At 52.5% G+C, this 19,290-nt stretch carries 12 protein-coding genes and 1 tRNA gene; 6 read left to right on the top strand and 7 right to left on the bottom strand.

Translation table 11 applies throughout. The annotated features are described in order from the left end of the window. The first annotated feature begins 47 nt into the window (after positions 1-47). Together BXP70_RS14945 and BXP70_RS14940 are read left to right on the top strand one after the other, a co-directional pair. Positions 48-3,437: a TonB-dependent receptor gene (locus BXP70_RS14945; protein WP_086594899.1), complete on the top strand. Its 3,390-nt coding sequence runs from the start codon at positions 48-50 to the stop codon at positions 3,435-3,437. Positions 3,438-3,605: 168 nt separating this feature from the next. Beyond that, positions 3,606-3,679: transfer RNA gene (locus BXP70_RS14940), tRNA-Ala, on the top strand. Positions 3,680-3,827: 148 nt separating this feature from the next. Here the strand turns inward: BXP70_RS14940 and cysK are convergent. Both cysK and BXP70_RS14930 read right to left on the bottom strand, forming a co-directional pair. Next, positions 3,828-4,748, bottom strand: a complete 921-nt coding sequence (gene cysK, locus BXP70_RS14935; protein WP_086594898.1) for a cysteine synthase A — start codon at positions 4,746-4,748, stop codon at positions 3,828-3,830. A gap of 177 nt (positions 4,749-4,925) precedes the next feature. Next, on the bottom strand, positions 4,926-5,756 hold the full coding sequence (locus BXP70_RS14930) for a serine O-acetyltransferase (RefSeq protein WP_086594897.1): 831 nt from the start codon (positions 5,754-5,756) through the stop codon (positions 4,926-4,928). Between the two features lie 254 nt (positions 5,757-6,010). Between BXP70_RS14930 and BXP70_RS14925 the strand changes: the two genes are divergently transcribed. Both BXP70_RS14925 and BXP70_RS14920 read left to right on the top strand, forming a co-directional pair. After that, the gene (locus tag BXP70_RS14925) at positions 6,011-6,352 is read left to right on the top strand and encodes a cupin domain-containing protein (RefSeq protein WP_086594896.1); all 342 of its coding nucleotides are present in this window, start codon (positions 6,011-6,013) and stop codon (positions 6,350-6,352) included. 202 nt (positions 6,353-6,554) lie between these two features. Beyond that, entirely contained in the window at positions 6,555-9,545 is a 2,991-nt protein-coding gene (locus BXP70_RS14920; protein WP_086594895.1) for a T9SS type A sorting domain-containing protein, read from the top strand. Positions 9,546-9,615: 70 nt separating this feature from the next. Here the strand turns inward: BXP70_RS14920 and BXP70_RS14915 are convergent, their stop codons facing one another. Both BXP70_RS14915 and BXP70_RS14910 read right to left on the bottom strand, forming a co-directional pair. Further along, a complete protein-coding gene (locus BXP70_RS14915) occupies positions 9,616-11,604 on the bottom strand; it encodes a peptidylprolyl isomerase (RefSeq protein ID WP_143436514.1) in 1,989 nt (662 codons plus the stop codon). Between the two features lie 112 nt (positions 11,605-11,716). Next, positions 11,717-12,769 carry an MJ1255/VC2487 family glycosyltransferase gene (locus tag BXP70_RS14910; protein ID WP_086595064.1) on the bottom strand — a complete coding sequence of 351 codons (1,053 nt, stop codon included), beginning with the start codon at positions 12,767-12,769 and terminating at the stop codon, positions 11,717-11,719. A 244-nt stretch (positions 12,770-13,013) separates the two neighbouring features. Between BXP70_RS14910 and BXP70_RS14905 the strand changes: the two genes are divergently transcribed. After that, entirely contained in the window at positions 13,014-13,922 is a 909-nt protein-coding gene (locus BXP70_RS14905) for a hypothetical protein (protein WP_143436513.1), read from the top strand. A gap of 206 nt (positions 13,923-14,128) precedes the next feature. On the opposite strand, the gene BXP70_RS14900 is transcribed toward BXP70_RS14905, so the two are convergent. The 3 genes from BXP70_RS14900 to BXP70_RS14890 all read right to left on the bottom strand — a co-directional run bounded on the left by BXP70_RS14900 (position 14,129) and on the right by BXP70_RS14890 (position 17,559). Further along, positions 14,129-14,746, bottom strand: coding sequence for a DUF4136 domain-containing protein (locus BXP70_RS14900; RefSeq protein WP_086594892.1), 618 nt, complete (start codon positions 14,744-14,746; stop codon positions 14,129-14,131). 103 nt (positions 14,747-14,849) lie between these two features. Next, positions 14,850-16,730 carry an ABC transporter ATP-binding protein gene (locus tag BXP70_RS14895; RefSeq protein WP_086594891.1) on the bottom strand — a complete coding sequence of 627 codons (1,881 nt, stop codon included), beginning with the start codon at positions 16,728-16,730 and terminating at the stop codon, positions 14,850-14,852. Between the two features lie 70 nt (positions 16,731-16,800). Beyond that, positions 16,801-17,559, bottom strand: a complete 759-nt coding sequence (locus BXP70_RS14890; protein WP_179197707.1) for a DUF4397 domain-containing protein — start codon at positions 17,557-17,559, stop codon at positions 16,801-16,803. 411 nt (positions 17,560-17,970) lie between these two features. Here BXP70_RS14890 and BXP70_RS14885 point away from each other — a divergent pair, with 411 nt between their 5' ends. Then, a complete protein-coding gene (locus BXP70_RS14885; protein WP_179197706.1) occupies positions 17,971-19,155 on the top strand; it encodes an MFS transporter in 1,185 nt (394 codons plus the stop codon). Positions 19,156-19,290 lie beyond the last annotated feature (135 nt).

Here is a 19,290-nt window from a genome sequence, read left to right as displayed (position 1 = left end):
TTTTGCACACACCACTTCAGCCTCTTTTTTCACTTTTTTCACTCTTTATGAAACAAATACGTTTACCCCATCTACTGCTGCTGTTGCTGACATTACTGTCAGTGCACACGGGTTGGAGCCAGGGCATAACGACCTCTAGTATGACCGGTGTCATTACTGATCAATCTGGAGCCGGCTTGCCTGGAGCTACAGTCATTGCGGTGCACACACCTACGAACACTCAGTATGTAGCGCCTACAAACTCAGATGGCCGCTTTAATCTGCAAAATATGCGCGTGGGTGGCCCTTATACCATTCGTGTAACGTTCGTAGGCTATCAAGATGTTACGCGAGAAGGTATCTTTCTAACTTTGGGTCAGACTCAACGTCTCGATATCAACTTGAGCGAGACCAGCACGCAACTAGCTGGTGTAACAGTAACAGGAACTGATCCACGTTCCGTTCTTAATGCAGAACGCTCTGGTGCTGTCACGAACATTGGCACACAGGAAATTCAACGTCTACCTACTATCAACCGTAGCTTGAATGACTTTTTACGTTTGACTCCGCAGGCCGCAACTACAACTGGTAACGCAGCTCCTTCCTTCGGTGGTGGCAATTACCGACAGAATAATATTACTGTAGATGGCTCTGACTTTAATAACAACTTTGGCATTGGCGGCAACCTACCAGCTGGTGGCTCGCCTATTTCGCTGGATGCTATTGAAGAAATTACGGTAAACCTCACTCCTTTTGACGTTCGTCAATCAGGTTTCATTGGTGGTGCTATTAATGCTGTAACTCGTTCAGGCACTAATGACTTCTCGGGTTCAGTCTATGAGTACTGGCGCAATCAAAATTTCGTGGGCAACGAAGTTGGCTACGATAAATTCACTAAGCAGTCACAGAATATCAAGCAATACGGTTTCCGTTTAGGTGGCCCAATCATCAAGGACAAGCTCTTCTTCTTTATAAATGCGGAGCGTGGTAACGAAACCAACCCCGGTCAACAGAATATAGCTTCTACTACCGCGGTTCCTTATGGTGGCAGTAACTCGCCCGCTAACGTAGTGCGGCCTACTGTTGAGAATTTGGATGCTTACAGTGCTTTTCTACGCGAAAAATATGGTTACGAGACTGGCCCATACCAAGGTTATAGCTTCAAAAGCGACAACACTCGCATTCTAGGTCGTCTCGACTGGAACATTAACGCTAACAACCGCTTTACGGTACGTTATAACCAGGTTGAAAGCAAGTCACCTTCTTTTGTTAGCACCTCACGTAGCCCTTTAAGTGGTTTTCCAAACTCGCGTACTAGCAACTTTGCTCTGTCTTACGAGAACTCAAACTATTTCCAGGAAGCGAACTTCTATTCATTCGCAGCTGAGTTGAACTCGACTATTGGCGGCAAGTTCTTTAATACCTTGCGTGGCACCTTCACACAACAGAACGATCCACGTAGTTCTAACAGTACGCTTTTTCCGTTCGTTGATATTCTGGATGGTACTAGCCCTAGGAATGCTGCCAACACTACTTATACTGGTTATGGTAACCCTTACACTTCGTTCGGATACGAACCATTCACGCTCGGCAACCTACGGGATGTAAAGACTACCTCTATTGTTGACTTTGTAACAACAACTGTGGGCAAGCATACCTTGACGGCAGGTCTCCAAGGTGATATGCAAATTACCAAGAATGGCTTCCAGCGTTTTGCTACTAGCTATTATACTTTCAACTCTTGGAGCGACTTTGCAGAAGGTCGGAACCCCATCGATTTTGCGCTTACCTATTCGCTACTACCTGGATACCAACAAGCTTTCCCACGCTTTAAGACAGCACAGGGCTCTATATATGCTCAAGATGAATATGCAGTTACAGATCGTCTGCGCATAACGGCTGGTCTGCGTGCTGAGTTGAATGCCTATTTGAACGTAGACGAAGTAAAAACGCACCCGTTGGTTGCTGAACTGAACTTCACAAACGGCAGAAAGATTGACACGGGTGTTCTGCCTAAAAACCGCGTTTTGCTATCGCCCCGGGTTGGTTTCAATTACGATGTGAAGGGCGACCGTACGCTGCAAATCCGTGGTGGTTCGGGTATCTTCGCTGGCCGTGTGCCAACTGTATGGATTGTATCTCAGTCAGGTGACGCTGGCCTGTTACAGGTGACGCAAACTTGGACGACGATAAACAACCCTAACGGCTTACCCACTGGTATGAACGGCTTCAATCCTGATCCGAATGCATATCTTCCAGCGATGCAGCCGACTCCAGGTTCAGTTATACCGAGCACTATTAGCGCGACTGATCCTAACTTCAAGAACCCACAAGCTTGGAAAAGCAGCTTAGCAGTGGATGCTCAATTGCCTGGTGGTATCGTTGGTACCTTAGAAGGTATTTACAACAAAGACATCCGCGTAGCATTAGGACAGAACTACAACTTGGTAAACCCAGTGAAGTTGACTGTAAATGGCTATCCTGACAACCGGGATATTTACCCAAACTCACCCACACAGAAGTTTACGGTACCTTTGACTGGTACTGGTCTAGCTAGCTCGACTGGCACTACGGCCTTCAACCCAATTGTTTTGACCAATGGCCATAAAGGTTATTATTGGTCGGCTACAGCTAAATTAGATAAGCGCTTCAGCAACGGCATGTTTGCTTCGTTAGCTTATGTACGTAGTGATGCTCGCGTACTATATGATGGTAGCGGTGACCAATTGATCAACACATGGTCTCTTAATTCGGTTGTAAATGATGCTAATAAACCGACCTTGAGCTATGCTAACTATGTTGTTCCAAGTCGTCTAGTAGCTTCGTTCTCATACCGTAAGGAATACTTAAAACACTTAGCTACTCAATTCTCTGTATTTTATTCAGGATCTGCACAAGGTCGCTTCTCATACCTCTATGGTGGTGACTTAAATCGTGATGGACAAAACAATGACCTGATCTACGTACCGAAAGACGCTACGGAGATTACCTTCACTGATTTCAATTATGGTACAACTGCAGCACCGAACAACTATACGGCTCGTCAGCAAAGTGACATGTTTTTCCGTTACATTGAACAAGATCCTTACCTCAATTCGCGTCGTGGTCAATATGCAGAGCGCAACGGCGCTAAATATCCCTGGCGTAACCAATTTGACCTTAAGTTCGCACAGGATGTATTCGTAACAGCTGGCAAGCGTAACACCCTACAGTTTACACTTGATATCTTCAACGTTGGCAACTTGCTCAATAAGAATTGGGGTATTTTCCAAACAGTGAACAACAACTCGATCTTGGTACCAACAAACCAAGCTAACTTGGTTCCTGGTGGTACAGTTAGGCCAACTTTCCGCTTAGCAACGGACCGTAATCAACCTATCACGTCGACGTTCCGTAATACAGTCTCTACTTCTTCGACTTACTACATGCAAATGGGCTTACGTTATACCTTCAACTAGGTCAGCTCATTATCAATTTAAAAGCAGGCGGAGAAGAATCTCCGCCTGCTTTTTTTGTGAACAGTTTCAACTTTTTTCCACAAAACATGCTTTACGGTCTTGCAGATTTAGAAAACCGCAGTACTTTTGTCCCACCAAAACGCGAATGGCGGTTGGTACAAAAGAATTGGGGGATTAGCTCAGCTGGCTAGAGCGCTTGCATGGCATGCAAGAGGTCATCGGTTCGACTCCGATATTCTCCACTCCAAGAACAAACAAAAAGGACCTAGCTAATCTTAGCTAGGTCCTTTTTGTTTATGATAGTTAGGTTTCTGGGCCTTGCGCTACTTGCCCGAGCAAAAAAGCCACGCTGTTGTAGCGTGGCTTTTTTGCTCTCGGAAACGCTCTTAGTTAGACAAACAGCCCTTCTACTGACAAATACCGCTCGCCTGTATCGTAGCAAAAGGTGAGTACGCGGCTGCCTTCGGGCATCTCTGGTAGCTTCTTGGCAACGGCAGCTAGCGAAGCACCCGACGATACGCCCATAAAGATTCCTTCCTCACGAGCGGCACGCCGAGACATATCGAAGGCCTCCTGTTGGGTTATTTGAATGGTGCCATCTAAAATATCGGTGTGCAAGTTCTCGGGGATGAAGCCGGCGCCAATACCCTGAATTGGGTGCGGACCAGGGGCCCCTCCGCTAATAACTGGTGACAGTTCTGGTTCGACTGCGTAAGTCTTCAGATCTGGGAAGTGCTGCTTAAGTACCTGGGTAACGCCCGTGATGTGGCCGCCGGTACCAACGCCCGTGATGTGATAGTGGAAGCCTTCGGGAGCATCGCGGAGAAGTTCCTGCGCCGTAACGTCCACGTGCGCTTTGATATTGGCGGGGTTAGAGAACTGCATGGGCATCCACGCGCCTGGTGTGTCACGCACAATCTCGTTGGCCTTTTCAATAGCTCCCTTCATGCCTTTTTCGCGCGGCGTTAGCTCTAGGTTGGCACCATACGCCGTCATGAGGCGCCGTCTTTCAATGGACATTGACTCGGGCATCACTAAGGTTATTTTATACCCCTTCACGGCGGCTACCATAGCTAGGCCTACGCCGGTGTTACCGGAAGTAGGTTCTACGATGAGGCTATTGGGGTTTAAGATGCCATCTTCTTCGGCTTGCTCGATCATAGACAGAGCAATACGATCTTTGATACTGCCGCCCGGGTTGGCACGCTCTAGCTTCACCCACACCTCTACGTCGGGGCGGGAAGCGAATAGGCGATTCAACCGGAGCAGAGGTGTGTTGCCGATGGTATCAAGGATGGTAGTAGCTTTCATTGTTGAGTGGTTAAGTGGTGGGGCAATTAAAGTGGTAATAACAAACAAAGGCTATTTGTTGGCGCCTTCTCGCTCAATGAGGCGTAAGTACATAGCTAGTAGAAAGTATGCTTTATGGCACCTAGCCCTATCCTTACTTCTCGTGAAACAAGTATAGTAAGCATTCTATTCAATTGCTCAAATGGAAAAGGTAATATCCGCTAAGGGGTCTTCTGTGCGCGTTACTTGAATCTGGGCGCGGTGATATACGCGAGAGTGTGACGGGACGCTCTCGGTAAGCCAGACGTTGCCGCCAATAATGCTGTGACTACCTACTACTGTGTTACCGCCCAGAATGGTAGCCCCTGCGTAGACGACCACATGGTCTTCGATGGTCGGGTGACGCTTGATACCCTGCAAATGCTTGGCGACACTGAGTGCCCCGAGTGTAACCCCCTGAAAAATCTTGACGTGAGCGCCAATAACGGTGGTTTCCCCAATGACGATACCCGTCCCATGGTCGATGCAGAATGAAAGGCCAATGCGGGCACCAGGGTGAATGTCGATGCCCGTGCGGGCGTGCGCATACTCGCTCAAAATACGTGGCACGCGCGGTATACCTAGCTGGTACAGCGCGTGCGAAAGCCGGTGCAGCGCAATAGCGTAGAAGCCTGGGTAAGTAGCAATTACCTCCGTCAGGCCCTGAGCCGCCGGATCGGCGGCAGCAATAGCGGCGGCATCATGCAATAAGTGATTACGCAAGGTGGGCAACTGCGCGACGAAAGCAGCTACCGTTTCCGTTGGGGAGTTGGGCAACCCCGCTACGAGGTGCAATAAATCTGTGAACTCAGCACGTAGTTGACTTAGTAACGCCGCAACGGCATCGGCGCTACCAACGGGGCGAGGCGCACGCTCAGGGAAAAGCAATTGGAGTAGCTGCTCGGTGAGTTGGCAAAAAGCTGCTCCTGGCAGCGGCGCCGCCACTTGCTGGTGAGCTAGTGCTAAGGATCGAACGAAAGCGGAATGCATAGAACGAGGAAGTGACGCGGAGGGTAGCTAGGTCTGACAGCACGCTACGGATAGTCACGGACAATAGGTGCAATAGTCATGAACCTGTGGCGAGGCCTAAGGTTTTGCAGGACACCTTATCTACGCGACAACGAGTTAGTAATAATAGCTAACACCCGGATTTTAACAGACCACCTTACTGCTTCCTAACAACCACAGCCATACCCTAGCCGTTAGCGAAAGCGCATATCGTTTCACTTTAAATAGCTCCTGTCATGGCTGATACCACCATCACCAAAGTAGATTCTCAATACTCTCCACAAGGAAAAGACGGCGAAAAGTACCTAGCCTCTGGCGTGCACGTAGCAATGCGCCTCTGGGAAAATGAACAACCCGGCGAAGCAAAAGAACCCGTGGCACGCCCCTACGAAACCGTAGGCTACGTGCTGAGTGGCCGCGCCGAGCTGCACTCAGAAGGCCAGGTTGTCGTGCTCGAGCCAGGTAACTCTTGGGTTGTTCCGAAGGGTGCCACCCACACGTACAAGATTTTGGAAGCTTTCAGTGCCGTAGAAGCCACTACGCCCCCCGCACAAGCACACGGCCGCGAAGACAAGTAATTCTGTCTGCTAGTCGGCTCTCGCAGGCGCCAGCTCCATCCGGGGCTGGCGCCTTTTTTGTATGCCCTTTTTGCACTAATTCAACAGTTGGTGCACTATCCCATGGCCCTATTTTTCGTCACGCTTTGGGCTAGCTTCTTCTTCGTTCTATAATCTATCCTTTCGTGTCACTGAGTCAACACCAAGGAGCTTACTCGACTACATGCTAAAACCATTACCTACTTTCTCTACTGTTGCCAGCCTAACTTTATACCTAGGTACCTGTGCCCTAGTCGCTTCCGCACAAACGAGTTTAGCCCCGGCACAGCTTTATGTGAATGATGCCACCACCAGTGGTGACCGGTTTACCACAGCGGCTGGCAGCGACGTAACCGGTGATGGTAGCGCGGCCGCCCCTTTCGCGACAGTAAAGCAAGCCTTGGCGCACGCCAGCGCCGGCACAACGACCATCCTCATCGACGCTGGGACGTATAATGAGCGGGTTATCTGGAACAAGAATATCAGCCTACGAGGCGCTGGTACGCTGGCCGCCGACTCTACCGCCGCCACTATTTTTGATGGTGGCCTAGCTCCTTCGGCCGCGCAGACGAGTGAAGTTGGCATTTTTATGACGGCCAGCGGTGGCACGGCAACAGCACCCCTCACGCTGTCGAACCTTACCATCAAAGCCTATGACTTTGGGCTCCAAACTGATAATGGGACCAACAGGGCTCATATTCTGCTGGAAGACGTGGAGACGGTTCGTAATCGTCAATGCGGGATTTACTGGAATAGCTTAGGTGGCCGATCAGAGGCTATTACATTCCGACGAATTCGTGCGGCACGTACCGCCCTAGCACCCAATACGACTGCTAATGGCGCGGGGCGCGGCTTATTCCTGGTAAATGGCAGCAAGGTGAATATTCTCATCGAGGATGGCTCGTACGAGTTAAACCGCCGCTCAGGCATCGACGTGAACGACGGCAGTGTGAGTGGCCTGGTCATCCGGAACTGTCAGTTTGCATTAAACAGCGGCCCGGCCATGTCGGTTTTGGGAGCAGGCGGTCTGCGCAATGGCTCCGTATTTACGACGCCAGCCGCTCTAATAGAGCATAATACGGTTCGTAACAACGGCTCTCAGGGGCTGGAGCTGAAGTCCTGCACGGGCAACGGCCGGCCGGCTGGTCCGGGCAGCTTTGTGGTGCGCAACAACTACATCGTGCGCACCCTCGGCGCGCCCACGCGTATTACCTCCGACAACGCGGGCATTGCCTTTGTCGACCGCGACCGGAGCGCCACGGGTATTGTGGGTGGCATCAACGGTGATTTAGTAACGGGTGGCGCGTTTATTCAAGGCAACACTATTCGGGGGTACCTCGCCAACGATACGGTTAGTGCTTTTAACATCAATGGGTATGGCATTGTGCTGGAAGGAGTTAACAACAAGGTATTCAATAACGTGGTGGCGCAGTGTCAGCGCGGCGTGCAGGTACAGGACCGCCCCACGGCTAGCACCGGAGTCACCCCTTTCTTCGATATTTCGGGCAACCTAGGTTTGCTATCCAGCGGCGACAGTATCCGCAACAACCGCCTGGATAGTTGCGCCACCGCCATCCGAACGATAAATCTAACCCAGCCTATAGATGCTTCTTTTAACTGGCTAGGTAGCAACGCCGCTTCGGCCGTACAAGGTCCCGATGGCAAAAAGGGCTTGGTAGTCACGCTGCAAGGTCCGTCCGCAAATTTCGCGGAGGTTCCGAAGGCGGATGCTGCCAGCCGGGTAGACTACTCCCCTTTTCTAGACACCCGTACTGATGCTGCTTCTGCTAGTGGCTTTCAACCAGACCTAGCGTACCTACATGTTGATTGCAACAGCGTGCAAACTGGTAATGAAAATCACTTGCAAGAAGCGGCTTCTGCCATAGTTGAAGGTGGTACCCTTGAAGCTGCTGCTGGTACCTACGTTGGCACTACTACCTTCAGCAAAAGTCTGACGTTGACCAATACGGGAACCACAACGCTCGGCAGTATTACGTTGGACGGGCCTGGCAAAACGGTACTGCTAGGTGCTCCTTTCCAGCTAGCTGGCCACCTCGGACTTTCTAATGGCGTGCTGTACACTACTGCTTCTACCCTGCTGACGCTCACAGACGACGCAACAGCTTCGGCGGGCAACGCGTGCTCTTACGTAGCGGGGCCACTTCGGAAGCTAGGTTCGCAAGCTTTCGTTTTTCCGCTGGGTAAAGCGGGTGTATGGGCACGCTTGGGTATCTCCGCCCCTGCCGAACCAGCAACAGGTTTCACGGCTGAGTACATGGGCACCCCGCCTGCTACCACTACCGTGACGGCTCCGCTTCAACGCATCAGCCAAGTAGAACACTGGACACTTACGCGCACTGGCTCTACAAGCGCCGTGCAAGTACGTTTGTACTGGGAAGACGCTTTTCGTAGTGGCATCAATGATTTCTCACCCGCTTTGCAAGTAGCCCGCTTCGATGGTACAACTTGGGTAACTGAAGGCAACGGCAACCTAGGTGGCAGTCTGACGGCCGGCTCTGTGGCTTCGGTAGGTCCGGTGGCTAGCTTCGAGGCTTTCACCTTCGGCTCCGCCTCTGAAAGCAACCCGCTGGCAAAAGAGCTACTCAGCTTCCAGGTCACCCAGGCGCAACCACGAGTAATCAATCTAACTTGGGTAACACAATCCGAGAACAACCCGCAGGGCTATGCCGTTGAGCGCTCGTTTGATAGCGTGATTTGGCAGTCTATCGGCTTCGTTGAGGCAAATAGCCGCAGCCTCGTGGCGACTACATCGCACACGTATTCCTACCAGGATCGACCCATTACGACGGCTACTCAGGTGTATTATCGGCTGCGTCAAGCTGGCTTAACGAGCGGCAACCGGTATTCTGGTACGCAGGTAGTTGCTCTGCAGCCGGTTATACTAGCTACACGTACTACTGCCGTTGATCAGCTTTCTCTTTACCCCAATCCTGCAACGGACCATTTCACGTTGCGTCTGCCAATGGCGGCAGGTAGTGTACACGTGACGTTGCTGGATGTAGCCGGCCGGCCCATTTACACGCAGACTACTGCCGTTGATGCAGCACATGAGCGACAAGTACAGTTGCCAGCTTCCCTCCCAGTCGGCACGTATCTGGTACAGGTGCAAGGAGCTAGCTTATCCCGCTGTACTATTCGCTTTGTGAAGCAATAAAGCGTATTTCTTTTCTTTAACGACAACGGCCGCTCGTAAGAAGCGGCCGTTGTCGTTAGTAGCCATTTTTTTACTGACCTAGGTCAACCCGCTCAATTCGGTCGCCGATTTCGAGGCGACTGACCACATCCATCCCACTAACTACTTGGGCAAATATGGTGTAGCGACCGTCGAGGTGGGGTGTGGGCGAGTGTGTAATAAACCACTGGCAACTTTCGGTGTCTTTGCCGGCAGAAGCTAAGCCCACTGCGCCTTCGCCGTAGCGTAAGTCAGCAAATTCAGAGCGAATATTATAATCGGTGCTGCCCCATCCATCGCCGCGCGGGCAGCCGCCCTGCGCAACGAAGTTGGGAACGACCCGGTGAATGGTTTTGCCATTATAAAAGCCTTGGCGTGTTAGCTCCACGAAGCTAGCTACCGAGCCAGGCGCTTCATTCACTAAAAGTTGAAAAACGATGGTACCCTTACTCGTACGCACCGTTGCCCGCTGACTGGCTGGGATGGTTTGCACCACGGCCCAATTGATAGGATGGGAGGCGGCTTTGGCAATAGGGAAGGGGGCAGTGGGCACCTTATCGAGGTAGGCAACCGTTTGCTGCAACGACTCCCAGGCCTCCAGGTCGCGAGGCAGAGTGAGTTTATCGCGCGCCGATTTCAGAAAGTCGCTGTTTACGAACAAGGGCCGCAAGGCTAGCTTTGGGTTTCGGATGGCTTCAGCCGCAATACCCATCATAGCTACATCACCGGTAGCGATGCCGCGCTGCAGGGTGAGCGCGAAAGCAGCCTGCTGCTCAGTAGGAAAGTCTGAAAGGCTGCGCATGCTCACCAAAGCTTCCATGCCATAGGTGCCGACCACCAACGCCGCAGGCTTTGGGAAGATGGCCTTCTCCACAAACTCGTAAGCGGCAGGGTCTTCCGCTAGCGCTCGTAACAAGTACCCTTTCTCATAAACATCAGAGCTGGCAACATACCGCTGCTGGACGGCCGCTCGGATGGCTCCGCGTGTAGAGCCGCCATACTTCAAAGCGGCCGCTAACAGCGTGGCCCGCACCCGCCACGGGGTTAGCTGATTAGCCTTCTCTAAAAAGATGGTTCCAGGCTCCCCGTTTGCATTAGCAAGGAAATACTCGGCGGCAGTGAGTGCTACTTGATCGTTTTTGTCGGTGAGAGCTACCCAAACACCCTCCTTCACTGGGGCGTACATGGCAGGCGTCATGGCCCGAATGGCACTAAGCCGTACGCGGTAATCAGAATCGTGACGAGCTAGGTTGGCTAATACCCCAGGCACTGCTGGTGCAGTAGACGCTTTGCCGAGGGAAGCCGCCACGGCGCTGCGCACTGCATAGCTAGGGTCGTTTTGGGCAACACTCAGCAAGGCGGTAGCATACGGCGCCAAATTCAGACTACGCGTACGCGCCAGCATATTGGCTGCCGCCAAGCGCGCGCCGTAAGGATTCGTCGGTGCCAGCAGCTGCACGACACGTCCGACAGCTGCTTCGGAGGTAAGCCCGCGCAAGCCAGCCCGATACAGTCCCCACGCTTGTCCGGTTAGCGCCGCCGTATCCGTAGCGAGGTTAGCAGGCAGGCGCGTCAGGTTTGCCAGGCCCACTCGGGAAACACAGCGGCCTAGGGCCTCCAGTAGGTAGCGGCGGGCGGTAGGGTCCACCTCTACACTAATTCGTTGTAGTAAGGTCCCTTCCGCGGTAGAGTCAGCCGTTTGTCCCAAGGCATAGGCAGCGGCTTTGCGTACGGAGGCATCTGCGTCGGCAAGATGTGTCAGCAAGGCTGGGATGGCTGTTTTGTCTTGCACAGAAGCAAGCGCCAAGGCAGCTTCGCGCCGGTACTGTGCTTCTGACCGAGCTAGGTATGGAAGCAGTGCCACGGCACGACGCTCATCTTGTAGCGTTGCAAGCCGACGCAGCGTACTATCGGCAGCAAACTTATTGGCAGCAGCGACTTGCTCTGTGACGCGAGCAGTAGGAGCGCACGCCGCTAACCCAAGGCCGAGACCACCAATGGTAGCTGTAGCCCCTAACCAGAAAAAGACAAATGATTTCATGGTCAGCAAAATAGCCAAATGCGGCGGAGGTTGCTGCTTGGAGCCCTCATTTCTGGTTGTACGCAGAGTGCGCTAGTCAGCCAAACGGCGCTGGGCCAAGCCGGTCATTAGGCTACACAATGCGCAATAGCTTATCCAATTGCGCGAATAGCGCCGTGTTGCCTGCTTGTTGGTAGTTGGCTAGCGCCTGCTCAAATGTGTTGAGGTCGTACAGAAAGGCTTTGACGTTGTCGGCAGTCAGGGCCGAGAAGTGCCGCCCGTAGCCTAGCTTTTCAACTTCGGCGGCGTTCAAAAACTGTTCAAACTGCGCCGGGATAGGTATTGCGCAGATGGGCTTGTGCAAATACACGGCTTCGCTGATAAGCGAAAAACCGCCGTTCGTCACAACAGCCTGCGCACTAGCTAGGTCCTCGATGAAGCCCTGCTCACTGAAAGCACGCAACTGTACATTGCCATGATTTTCCTCTTTGTTGAAGCCGTATACCCGAAACTCCTGCTGGGGCAAGCCTTGTAGCAGCGGCACCAAGTCTTTCTGCGTGGTAGCTGACTGATACACCAGCACATGTTTCCCGATGGTTGGCTGCACAGCCAGGATTTCGGGCCGAATGATTGGTGGTACCAGCGTGGTCTTTTCCTTGACTACGGGTAAGTCAAAGAAGGTAGTAACATAGTAATGATGGCTACCCGGCAGCTTAGCGCGCACAATTTGGCGGGCTAAGGTCAAATTGCCCCGTTCGGCGACGGGTACTGCAATGTCGAGCGCGGCCCGACTGATAATTTGCATGTTATCAATGCTAAGAACAGGTAGCCGGTGCGCCTTGGCAAACAAGTAGCTAAACGACTCAAAGTCTGAAATGACGAGGTCGGGCGTGAAATTGCGTAGCAGTTGGCGGTAGCGCGTGAAGTTGGTGAGTAGGTTTTCCGGAGCGGTGCGCAACGTCATGGCCGCCGTGCGTGACTTCGACACCGTCAGATTCTTGTAAGCTAAGTGAAAGCCTTTAATCTCGTAAACGCGCCCTGGAAAGTTAGCCGCCAGCACTTGGTACGCCCGCGAGCTGCTCACTACGTGCACCTCGTGCCCTTGGCTTAGCAAATATCCGATTACCACTTTGCTACGGGTTGCGTGCCCAAGCCCTTCGCCTGGTACGCCATACAGGATATTCATGAGATAATTGAGTAAGAGGATATCGTAAAAGATTGCCGATAAGTGCGAGCGGGCCGCAAGGCGCCACGCCGTCCAGCCGATGAGCGTTGTTGCAGGCGCCGAGCAGCAGCCAACAAAGAAAAAGGGTTGCCATGCGCGATAAAGATGCCGAAAAACCATGCTAGGTTTCGGCGTGGTTTTGGCATAAATGCTAGATCATCTTTCCTTTTCCGAATTTCGCCGCTTCTTTCACCTCTCTTTCTCCATGAAAACCGCCTCTTTGTTTTGTTTGCTGGCCTTGGCGGCCACTGCCTGTACTGCTCCCCGTACGATTGTGAGTTCGGGCAAAGTCACCCCGCGCGGCGAGTTTAAAGTAGGTGGCAATGTGTCGTTTAACGTAGCTACCTCGACGCTAGGTCAGGCGGGCAGTGCGGTGAAGAACTTTGCCCAAGCTGCGGCCAATAAGGACACTATTCGCTACAGCGCATCTGTTGATAAGCTGCAAGCGGCAGCTCTCTCCTACATACTAGACCCGGTACAGCCTACCTCCGACTTCTACTTGCGCTATGGCGTCATCGACCGGCTTGATGTAGGGTACAAGTACGCGTTTGGCTCGCACGTTTTTGATGCCATGTACCAATTCTTGGGCCCTGTTGGCACTCCCGAGCGCCCCGGCGGGCAAGCAGGTGCCACCTACGGTAGCATCGGTTTGCAATACGCCACTCAACGGGCCAAGCTCCCCAGCATCCCATATCTCGACAATATCTCCGACGTACTAAGGCTGAACGCAAGCCGTCACGATCTCATCGTGCCGCTGGTGTTCAGTACCTCCTTCGGACCCGAAGAACAAGCTGGTGCGCTTTCTTACGGTCTCGTGTACAGTCACACGTTTCTGCGCTACGGCTTCGAGGCTCCCAAAATTTATAACAGCGCTGGGAGCAGCCAGCTGCCAACGTTACCCGCGCAACGCAAGAGCTTCTCGTCGTATGGTGGCTTTCTCAGCATAAAGCTAGGCTACCGGTATGCGTATGTCGTGCCAGCAGTGGCCATCTATTATCAGAACTATGGTACCTATCAGTTGCTGAACAACAAAACAACGCAGCTCGACGGATTCACTATCATTCCGAGCATTGGGTTGCAATTTCGCATTCCTTCGGCAACGGCTCGGCGCTAGCAGGTAAGGTACGTATATGGGTTGCACTACTCGCGCGCCAAATACTGGGCAGCCGCAAGTAGTAAGGTAGCGTTGTCCATTAGCTGCCCCTACAACGTCGCCAAACTGACAAATAAAAAGGACGATGAAAGCCATCTTCTCTAAGAGAAACTGACTTTCATCGTCCTTGTGCGTTAACAGTTTTCGCCTGCCGGATGGCGTGTGGCTTATTGCTCGCTGATATTAGGATCGCCGCCTCCGTCTCTATCCGTGTAGCCCTGCGTGAAAACCCGGTAGCGGTCGAAGATAGAGCCCACTGAGCGCCGAAGCACCAGCATCCCCCGAGGCCCCTGCGGAACTTCCACACCCGACGCGTAGCCGTTCCAGACTGCCCGGTTCGTGCGATGATCAATGAGGGTGATAAGTAAGGTGCCATCTGTGAGCAACATACGCACTGGCTGGTAGCCTACCCGCTCATCAGTAGGAGTTTCCTCGTCTTCCACTAGGCCATTTTTCACCCACTGTGTGATATCCTGTTGCGAGTACCCCTGAAAGCGCATATCACCCTCAAACAATCGGAATGACACCAGCAAATCGGGCCGATTACGGGCAGGCTTGTACCCCTGAATGCGCATCCGGGTACGGATGGCCTCGCGTAAAATGTTACCTAGCTTGCTAGTGTCAGCTGCTAACCCATCACCGGCCACGAACTCATAAGTGCGGTAGCGCCGAAAGTTGCCGCTGTAACTATAATCCGACTCAACTCTTGCTTCGCGCGCCGCAAAGCAGCCTGACAGCGCTAAACAAATCCCAATTCCGCCAAAAAGAGTAGAAGTAAGTTTCATAAGTGTACTAGAGTGGGAGGAAACACACCAACCAAGATACGAAACTCAAGCCTGTTAGGCGCTGACGCACAACCAAAAGCTGAAAAAAAATTTAAGGTTGCGGCTACCGATATCCTGCGGCCTGCAATTGGAACAATTCCGCATAGCGTCCGCCCCGCGCGAGCAATTCGGCATGCGAGCCAATTTCAACAAATTCGCCATGCTCAATGACTAAAATACGGTCGGCCATGCGCACCGTGCTGAATCGGTGAGAGATGAGCACGGCCGTTTTGCCGGCCGTCAGATCCGCGAAGCGTTGAAATACTTCGTGCTCGGCGCGGGCGTCGAGGGCGGCAGTGGGCTCGTCGAGAATGAGCAGTTGGGCGTCGCGCATGTAGGCACGGCCTAGGGCAATTTTCTGCCACTCCCCTCCACTCAAGTCAACGCCTCCAGCGAAGCGTCGCCCAATCATTTGCTCATAACCGCCGGGCAGCTTTTTTACTACCGTATCGGCTAGGCTCTGCGCCGCCGCCGACTGGATACGGGCTTGGTTTGTTTTTTCCTCAATGCGGCCCACGGCTAGGTTTTGTCCGGCCGTTAATTGAAAGCGCACAAAGTCCTGGAAGATCACGCCAATTTCTTGGCGTAGCTCAGCTGGGTCGTACTCGCGCAAATCGTAGCCATCAAGCAAGATGCGACCTTCCGTAGGGTCGTAGAGGCGGGAGAGCAGCTTCACAAGCGTGGTCTTGCCGGCGCCATTTTCTCCCACCAAGGCTAGCTTTTCACCAGCTTCCAGCGTGAAATTGAGATGACGAATGGCCCACTTTTCGGCGTTATTGTATTTGAAGCCGACATTATCGAACGTGAAGCCTTGCCGAATGGGCCGTGGGAATGGCCGGACGGGCCTCGTTTCGTCGCGCGCAATGCGCGGCTGCATGTGGAAGAAATCGAAGAAATCTTGCAGGTACAACGCACCCTCGGCCACACTGCTAAAACGACTCAGAATACCTTCCAGCAAGCTGCGCATCTGTCGAAATGAGCTAGCTAGAAAGGTCAGCTGTCCCACCGAAATTTGTCCGCGCACGGCATCAGTGATGATATACACGTAGGCCGCGTAATAGCCCGTTGCCCCAATAGCTGCGAAGAAGGTACCCCAGCTGGCCCGTCGCACCACTAGCGACTTGTTTTGCTGGTAAAATTGATCAGAGAGCGTGCGAAAACGGTCAATTAAGAAGTCTGATAGACCAAAGATCTTGATTTCTTTGGCTGTTTCGTCGGAGGCTCCCGTTTGGCGCAAGTAGTCTAACTCGCGCCGCTCGGGCGTCCAGCTGTGCACGAGCGAATAGCTGCGCTCATTGAAGTGTGACTCGCCCCAAAACGCTGGAATTACGGCAATCAGTAGTAGGAGCAACAACCACGGGTTGAAAGCCACCAAGCCCACCGCCAACAATGCCATCGTGATAAAGTCCTGAGCCTGGCTGAGTACCTGCGCCATGAGCACCGTGCGCGACAACGTCTGCCGACGGGCCCGCTCTAGCTTGTCGTAGAATACGCTGTCTTCAAACTGATCGAGGTCGAGGCGGGCCGCGTGCTCCATCAAGCGTACTGAGGAGCGGTTAGCAAACAGGTCGCCGAGCAAACTATCCAGCAGCGCAACGGCCCGACCAAGCGCATCGGACAGAATAGCTAAACCAAATTCTAGCGCTACCAAACTGATTATTGGTGTCAGCGAAGGCTGCCCCACGGTGTGCGGCGCGCGTGCTAACCCGATGATACCATCGAGAATGAGTTGCCCCACGTAAAACATGGCCGGCGGCAACGCAGCCCGCAGCAACCGCAAGCCTACGTTGCCGAGGGTAAGGCTAGGGCTGGTTTCCCAAATAAGCTTCAGAAACTCCGGCAAGTTGCGCAATGCCGAAAACCGCTCACGCACGGTAAGCGTGGGCTTGCCTTCTGGCTTGGGCCCTTTAATAGATGTAGGTGCGAAGTTAAAAATAGAAGCCATTGCTGTAGCGAGACATCATCGGCGGCAAATACGTGCCATTCCGCGAAGCTACTCACATTGGCTAGTGCTATTACTCATCTTCTACCAGCAGCAAAGCAGCTTGTTCGCGCGGATGGTCAGGATGGAAGGCCCCTCGCAGCACCAGCGTATAGGTTTTGCCGGGCGCCAAGGTCACCCTTTGTGTGATCTGCTGTTGCACAGCTGCATTGGTACGAACGGTCACTAAATTGTAAGTACGGGCAGCGACAGGCATATAAGCTCGTATCTCTCCCCAATCAACATCTACTTGAAAATCTCCCCCTGGCTCTTCAATATGTACGAGAGCGTACTCCGACGCGGCATTAATCAGACGCAGTTGCGCTTTCCCGACCACCGGAGCCGGCATCGCTTCTTCTCGCAATAATCTGGTTTGGGTGAAGCTTTGAGTGTTATAAACTAGGAGTGAGTAGCGCTTATTTTCCTCAATAGTTAAGTTAGTCGGCATCCACTGGTAGGCCGACTCTGAAGCCGGTTTCAAGTTAACGTCAGCCGTTGTAGCTCCTACTTCTATGGGATAGTACTGGCTGGTGCTGCCAGCGCCTAGGCTTCGTCCATACTTCTTCGTCTTGATGCTGAGTTGCACGGAATCATTGCGTAGTTGGTACATCGTTGGCTCCATAGCTAGCCCATTGATTACACGGATAAAACCATGTGGCCCTAGCGGCTGCGTAGTAGGAGGGCTAGGTTGCGGGGTAGGTGCTGGGGCCGCCGGGTCTTTTTTGCAAGCGGTTACCAAGGCTACCACAATGCTTATCGCGATACTCGACGGGAAATAAGTAACACGGAGCATAAAGAATAGAGAAAAAGTTAACAAGGATAGCATCCGTGGGCAAAGCATGTGCCACAGTAAATAGGTTATCTACAATTTAATCCTTCTATACTTTTAGTTTCTCTTATAAAGTAAACAGTGTTCGTTGACGCTGAACTTCATTAAAAAGTAAGGCGTGACGAGCAGCACAACATCCCCTAGGTTCAGCTAAAGTTTGAGGCGCAGAGCATGTCTGCTTGGGCGTCATGCATAGACGTTATCTAGCATTAAACTAGCCGAAGTCAACCCTCTCCTTGTTGCTGCTGACCGACTCAACTGAGGCTCAGTAACTGCCCGAACGAAGCTTTACAGGCTGCTGATTCAGAGCGCTACTTGACACAACACACTCGCCAAGGGCTTCAATCACCACACCTTGTAGGCTACCTTTGCCGCATGCCTTTCTTCAAAAACAGCGTGTACACGCCTGGTTTCTGGCTGATGTGCCTGAGCTCTTTTCTGTTCTTTGCTAGCTTCAATATGCTCCTGCCTGAGCTGCCTGATTATTTAACGCGGCTGGGCGGCGCCGACTACAAAGGCTTTATTATCGCGCTTTTTACGCTCACAGCTGGCATTTCACGCCCTTTCAGTGGCAAGCTAGCTGATACCGTGGGGCGTATTCCGGTGATGGTATTTGGCTCACTGGTGTGCTTTGTGTGCGGCTTCTTTTATCCATTGGTAAGTACGGTCGCGGGCTTTCTTTTCTTGCGCTTGTTACACGGATTTAGTACCGGCTTCAAACCGACGGGCACAGCTGCCTTCGTCGCCGATATTATCCCGGTAGAGCGGCGCGGCGAAGCGATGGGATTACTAGGTGTGACGGGCTCTTTGGGCATGGCAGCTGGGCCATCTATCGGCGGCTGGCTCGCCACGCACTTCTCTCTCAACACCATGTTTTATTGCTCCTCGGCGGCCGCTTTGTTGTCGTTGGTTGTGCAGGGTACTATGACTGAAACACTCCCAGTAGCCCAGCGGCAGCGGTTTAGCTGGCACCTGCTCAAGCTACAGTGGAACGAAATTTTGGAGCCACGCGTACTGGCGCCCGCGGTTGTCACGCTGTTGTGCCTCTTTTCCTACGGCGCCGTTCTGACCGTTATACCCGACCAAAGTGGCCTTCTCGGCATTCATAATAAGGGACTGTTTTTTACTTGCTATACAGTGGCCTCTTTATTTATTCGCTTGGTAGCAGGTCGGGCTTCCGACCGCTATGGTCGCGTGCCGGTATTGGTGATTTCATCCGCCATCTTGGTTTTCGCGATGGGTTTGCTAGCCTTTGCCCAATCGGCCGAAATATTTTTGGCTGCTGCCGTATTGTTCGGCTTAGGTGCGGGGCTCAACTCCCCTACCTTGTATGCCTGGACCATTGACTTAAGTCACGAGGAACGCCGGGGCCGGGGCGTAGCCACAATGTACATTGCGCTGGAAGCTGGTATTGGGCTAGGTGCACTGCTGGCAGGCTGGATTTACCGGAACGTGGCCACTCATTTACCCTACGTGCATGCACTCAGCGCGCTCTGCGCCGCAGCAGCTTTGGCTTACCTACTGTGGCACACCAAGCGGCAACAAAATAGTATTACTTAATATTTATAGTAAAATACTTTTATTTCAGATATCAATTGTATTTTTAAGCTCAGCTTTCCGCGAGCTAAAGTAAGCACGCGCACTTATTTTATTTGATAACTATTTATTCTGTAGGCTTCCCGAGGCCTAGCTTTC

Origin of the sequence: Hymenobacter crusticola (assembly GCF_002154225.1) — a bacterium.
In the GTDB taxonomy this organism is placed as follows: domain Bacteria; phylum Bacteroidota; class Bacteroidia; order Cytophagales; family Hymenobacteraceae; genus Hymenobacter; species Hymenobacter crusticola.
The sequence above is the reverse complement of the archived record's forward strand: the minus strand, read 5'-3'. Positions and strand labels throughout refer to the sequence as shown.

Excerpts from the sequence above, each read along its gene's own strand:
- BXP70_RS14945 (WP_086594899.1), top strand. The coding sequence starts at position 48 with ATGAAACAAATACGTTTACCCCATCTACTGCTGCTGTTGCTGACATTA.
- cysK (WP_086594898.1), bottom strand. The coding sequence starts at position 4,748 with ATGAAAGCTACTACCATCCTTGATACCATCGGCAACACACCTCTGCTC.
- BXP70_RS14930 (WP_086594897.1), bottom strand. The coding sequence starts at position 5,756 with ATGCATTCCGCTTTCGTTCGATCCTTAGCACTAGCTCACCAGCAAGTG.
- BXP70_RS14925 (WP_086594896.1), top strand. The coding sequence starts at position 6,011 with ATGGCTGATACCACCATCACCAAAGTAGATTCTCAATACTCTCCACAA.
- BXP70_RS14920 (WP_086594895.1), top strand. The coding sequence starts at position 6,555 with ATGCTAAAACCATTACCTACTTTCTCTACTGTTGCCAGCCTAACTTTA.
- BXP70_RS14915 (WP_143436514.1), bottom strand. The coding sequence starts at position 11,604 with ATGAAATCATTTGTCTTTTTCTGGTTAGGGGCTACAGCTACCATTGGT.
- BXP70_RS14910 (WP_086595064.1), bottom strand. The coding sequence starts at position 12,769 with ATGAATATCCTGTATGGCGTACCAGGCGAAGGGCTTGGGCACGCAACC.
- BXP70_RS14905 (WP_143436513.1), top strand. The coding sequence starts at position 13,014 with ATGAAAACCGCCTCTTTGTTTTGTTTGCTGGCCTTGGCGGCCACTGCC.
- BXP70_RS14900 (WP_086594892.1), bottom strand. The coding sequence starts at position 14,746 with ATGAAACTTACTTCTACTCTTTTTGGCGGAATTGGGATTTGTTTAGCG.
- BXP70_RS14895 (WP_086594891.1), bottom strand. The coding sequence starts at position 16,730 with ATGGCTTCTATTTTTAACTTCGCACCTACATCTATTAAAGGGCCCAAG.
- BXP70_RS14890 (WP_179197707.1), bottom strand. The coding sequence starts at position 17,559 with ATGCTCCGTGTTACTTATTTCCCGTCGAGTATCGCGATAAGCATTGTG.
- BXP70_RS14885 (WP_179197706.1), top strand. The coding sequence starts at position 17,971 with ATGCCTTTCTTCAAAAACAGCGTGTACACGCCTGGTTTCTGGCTGATG.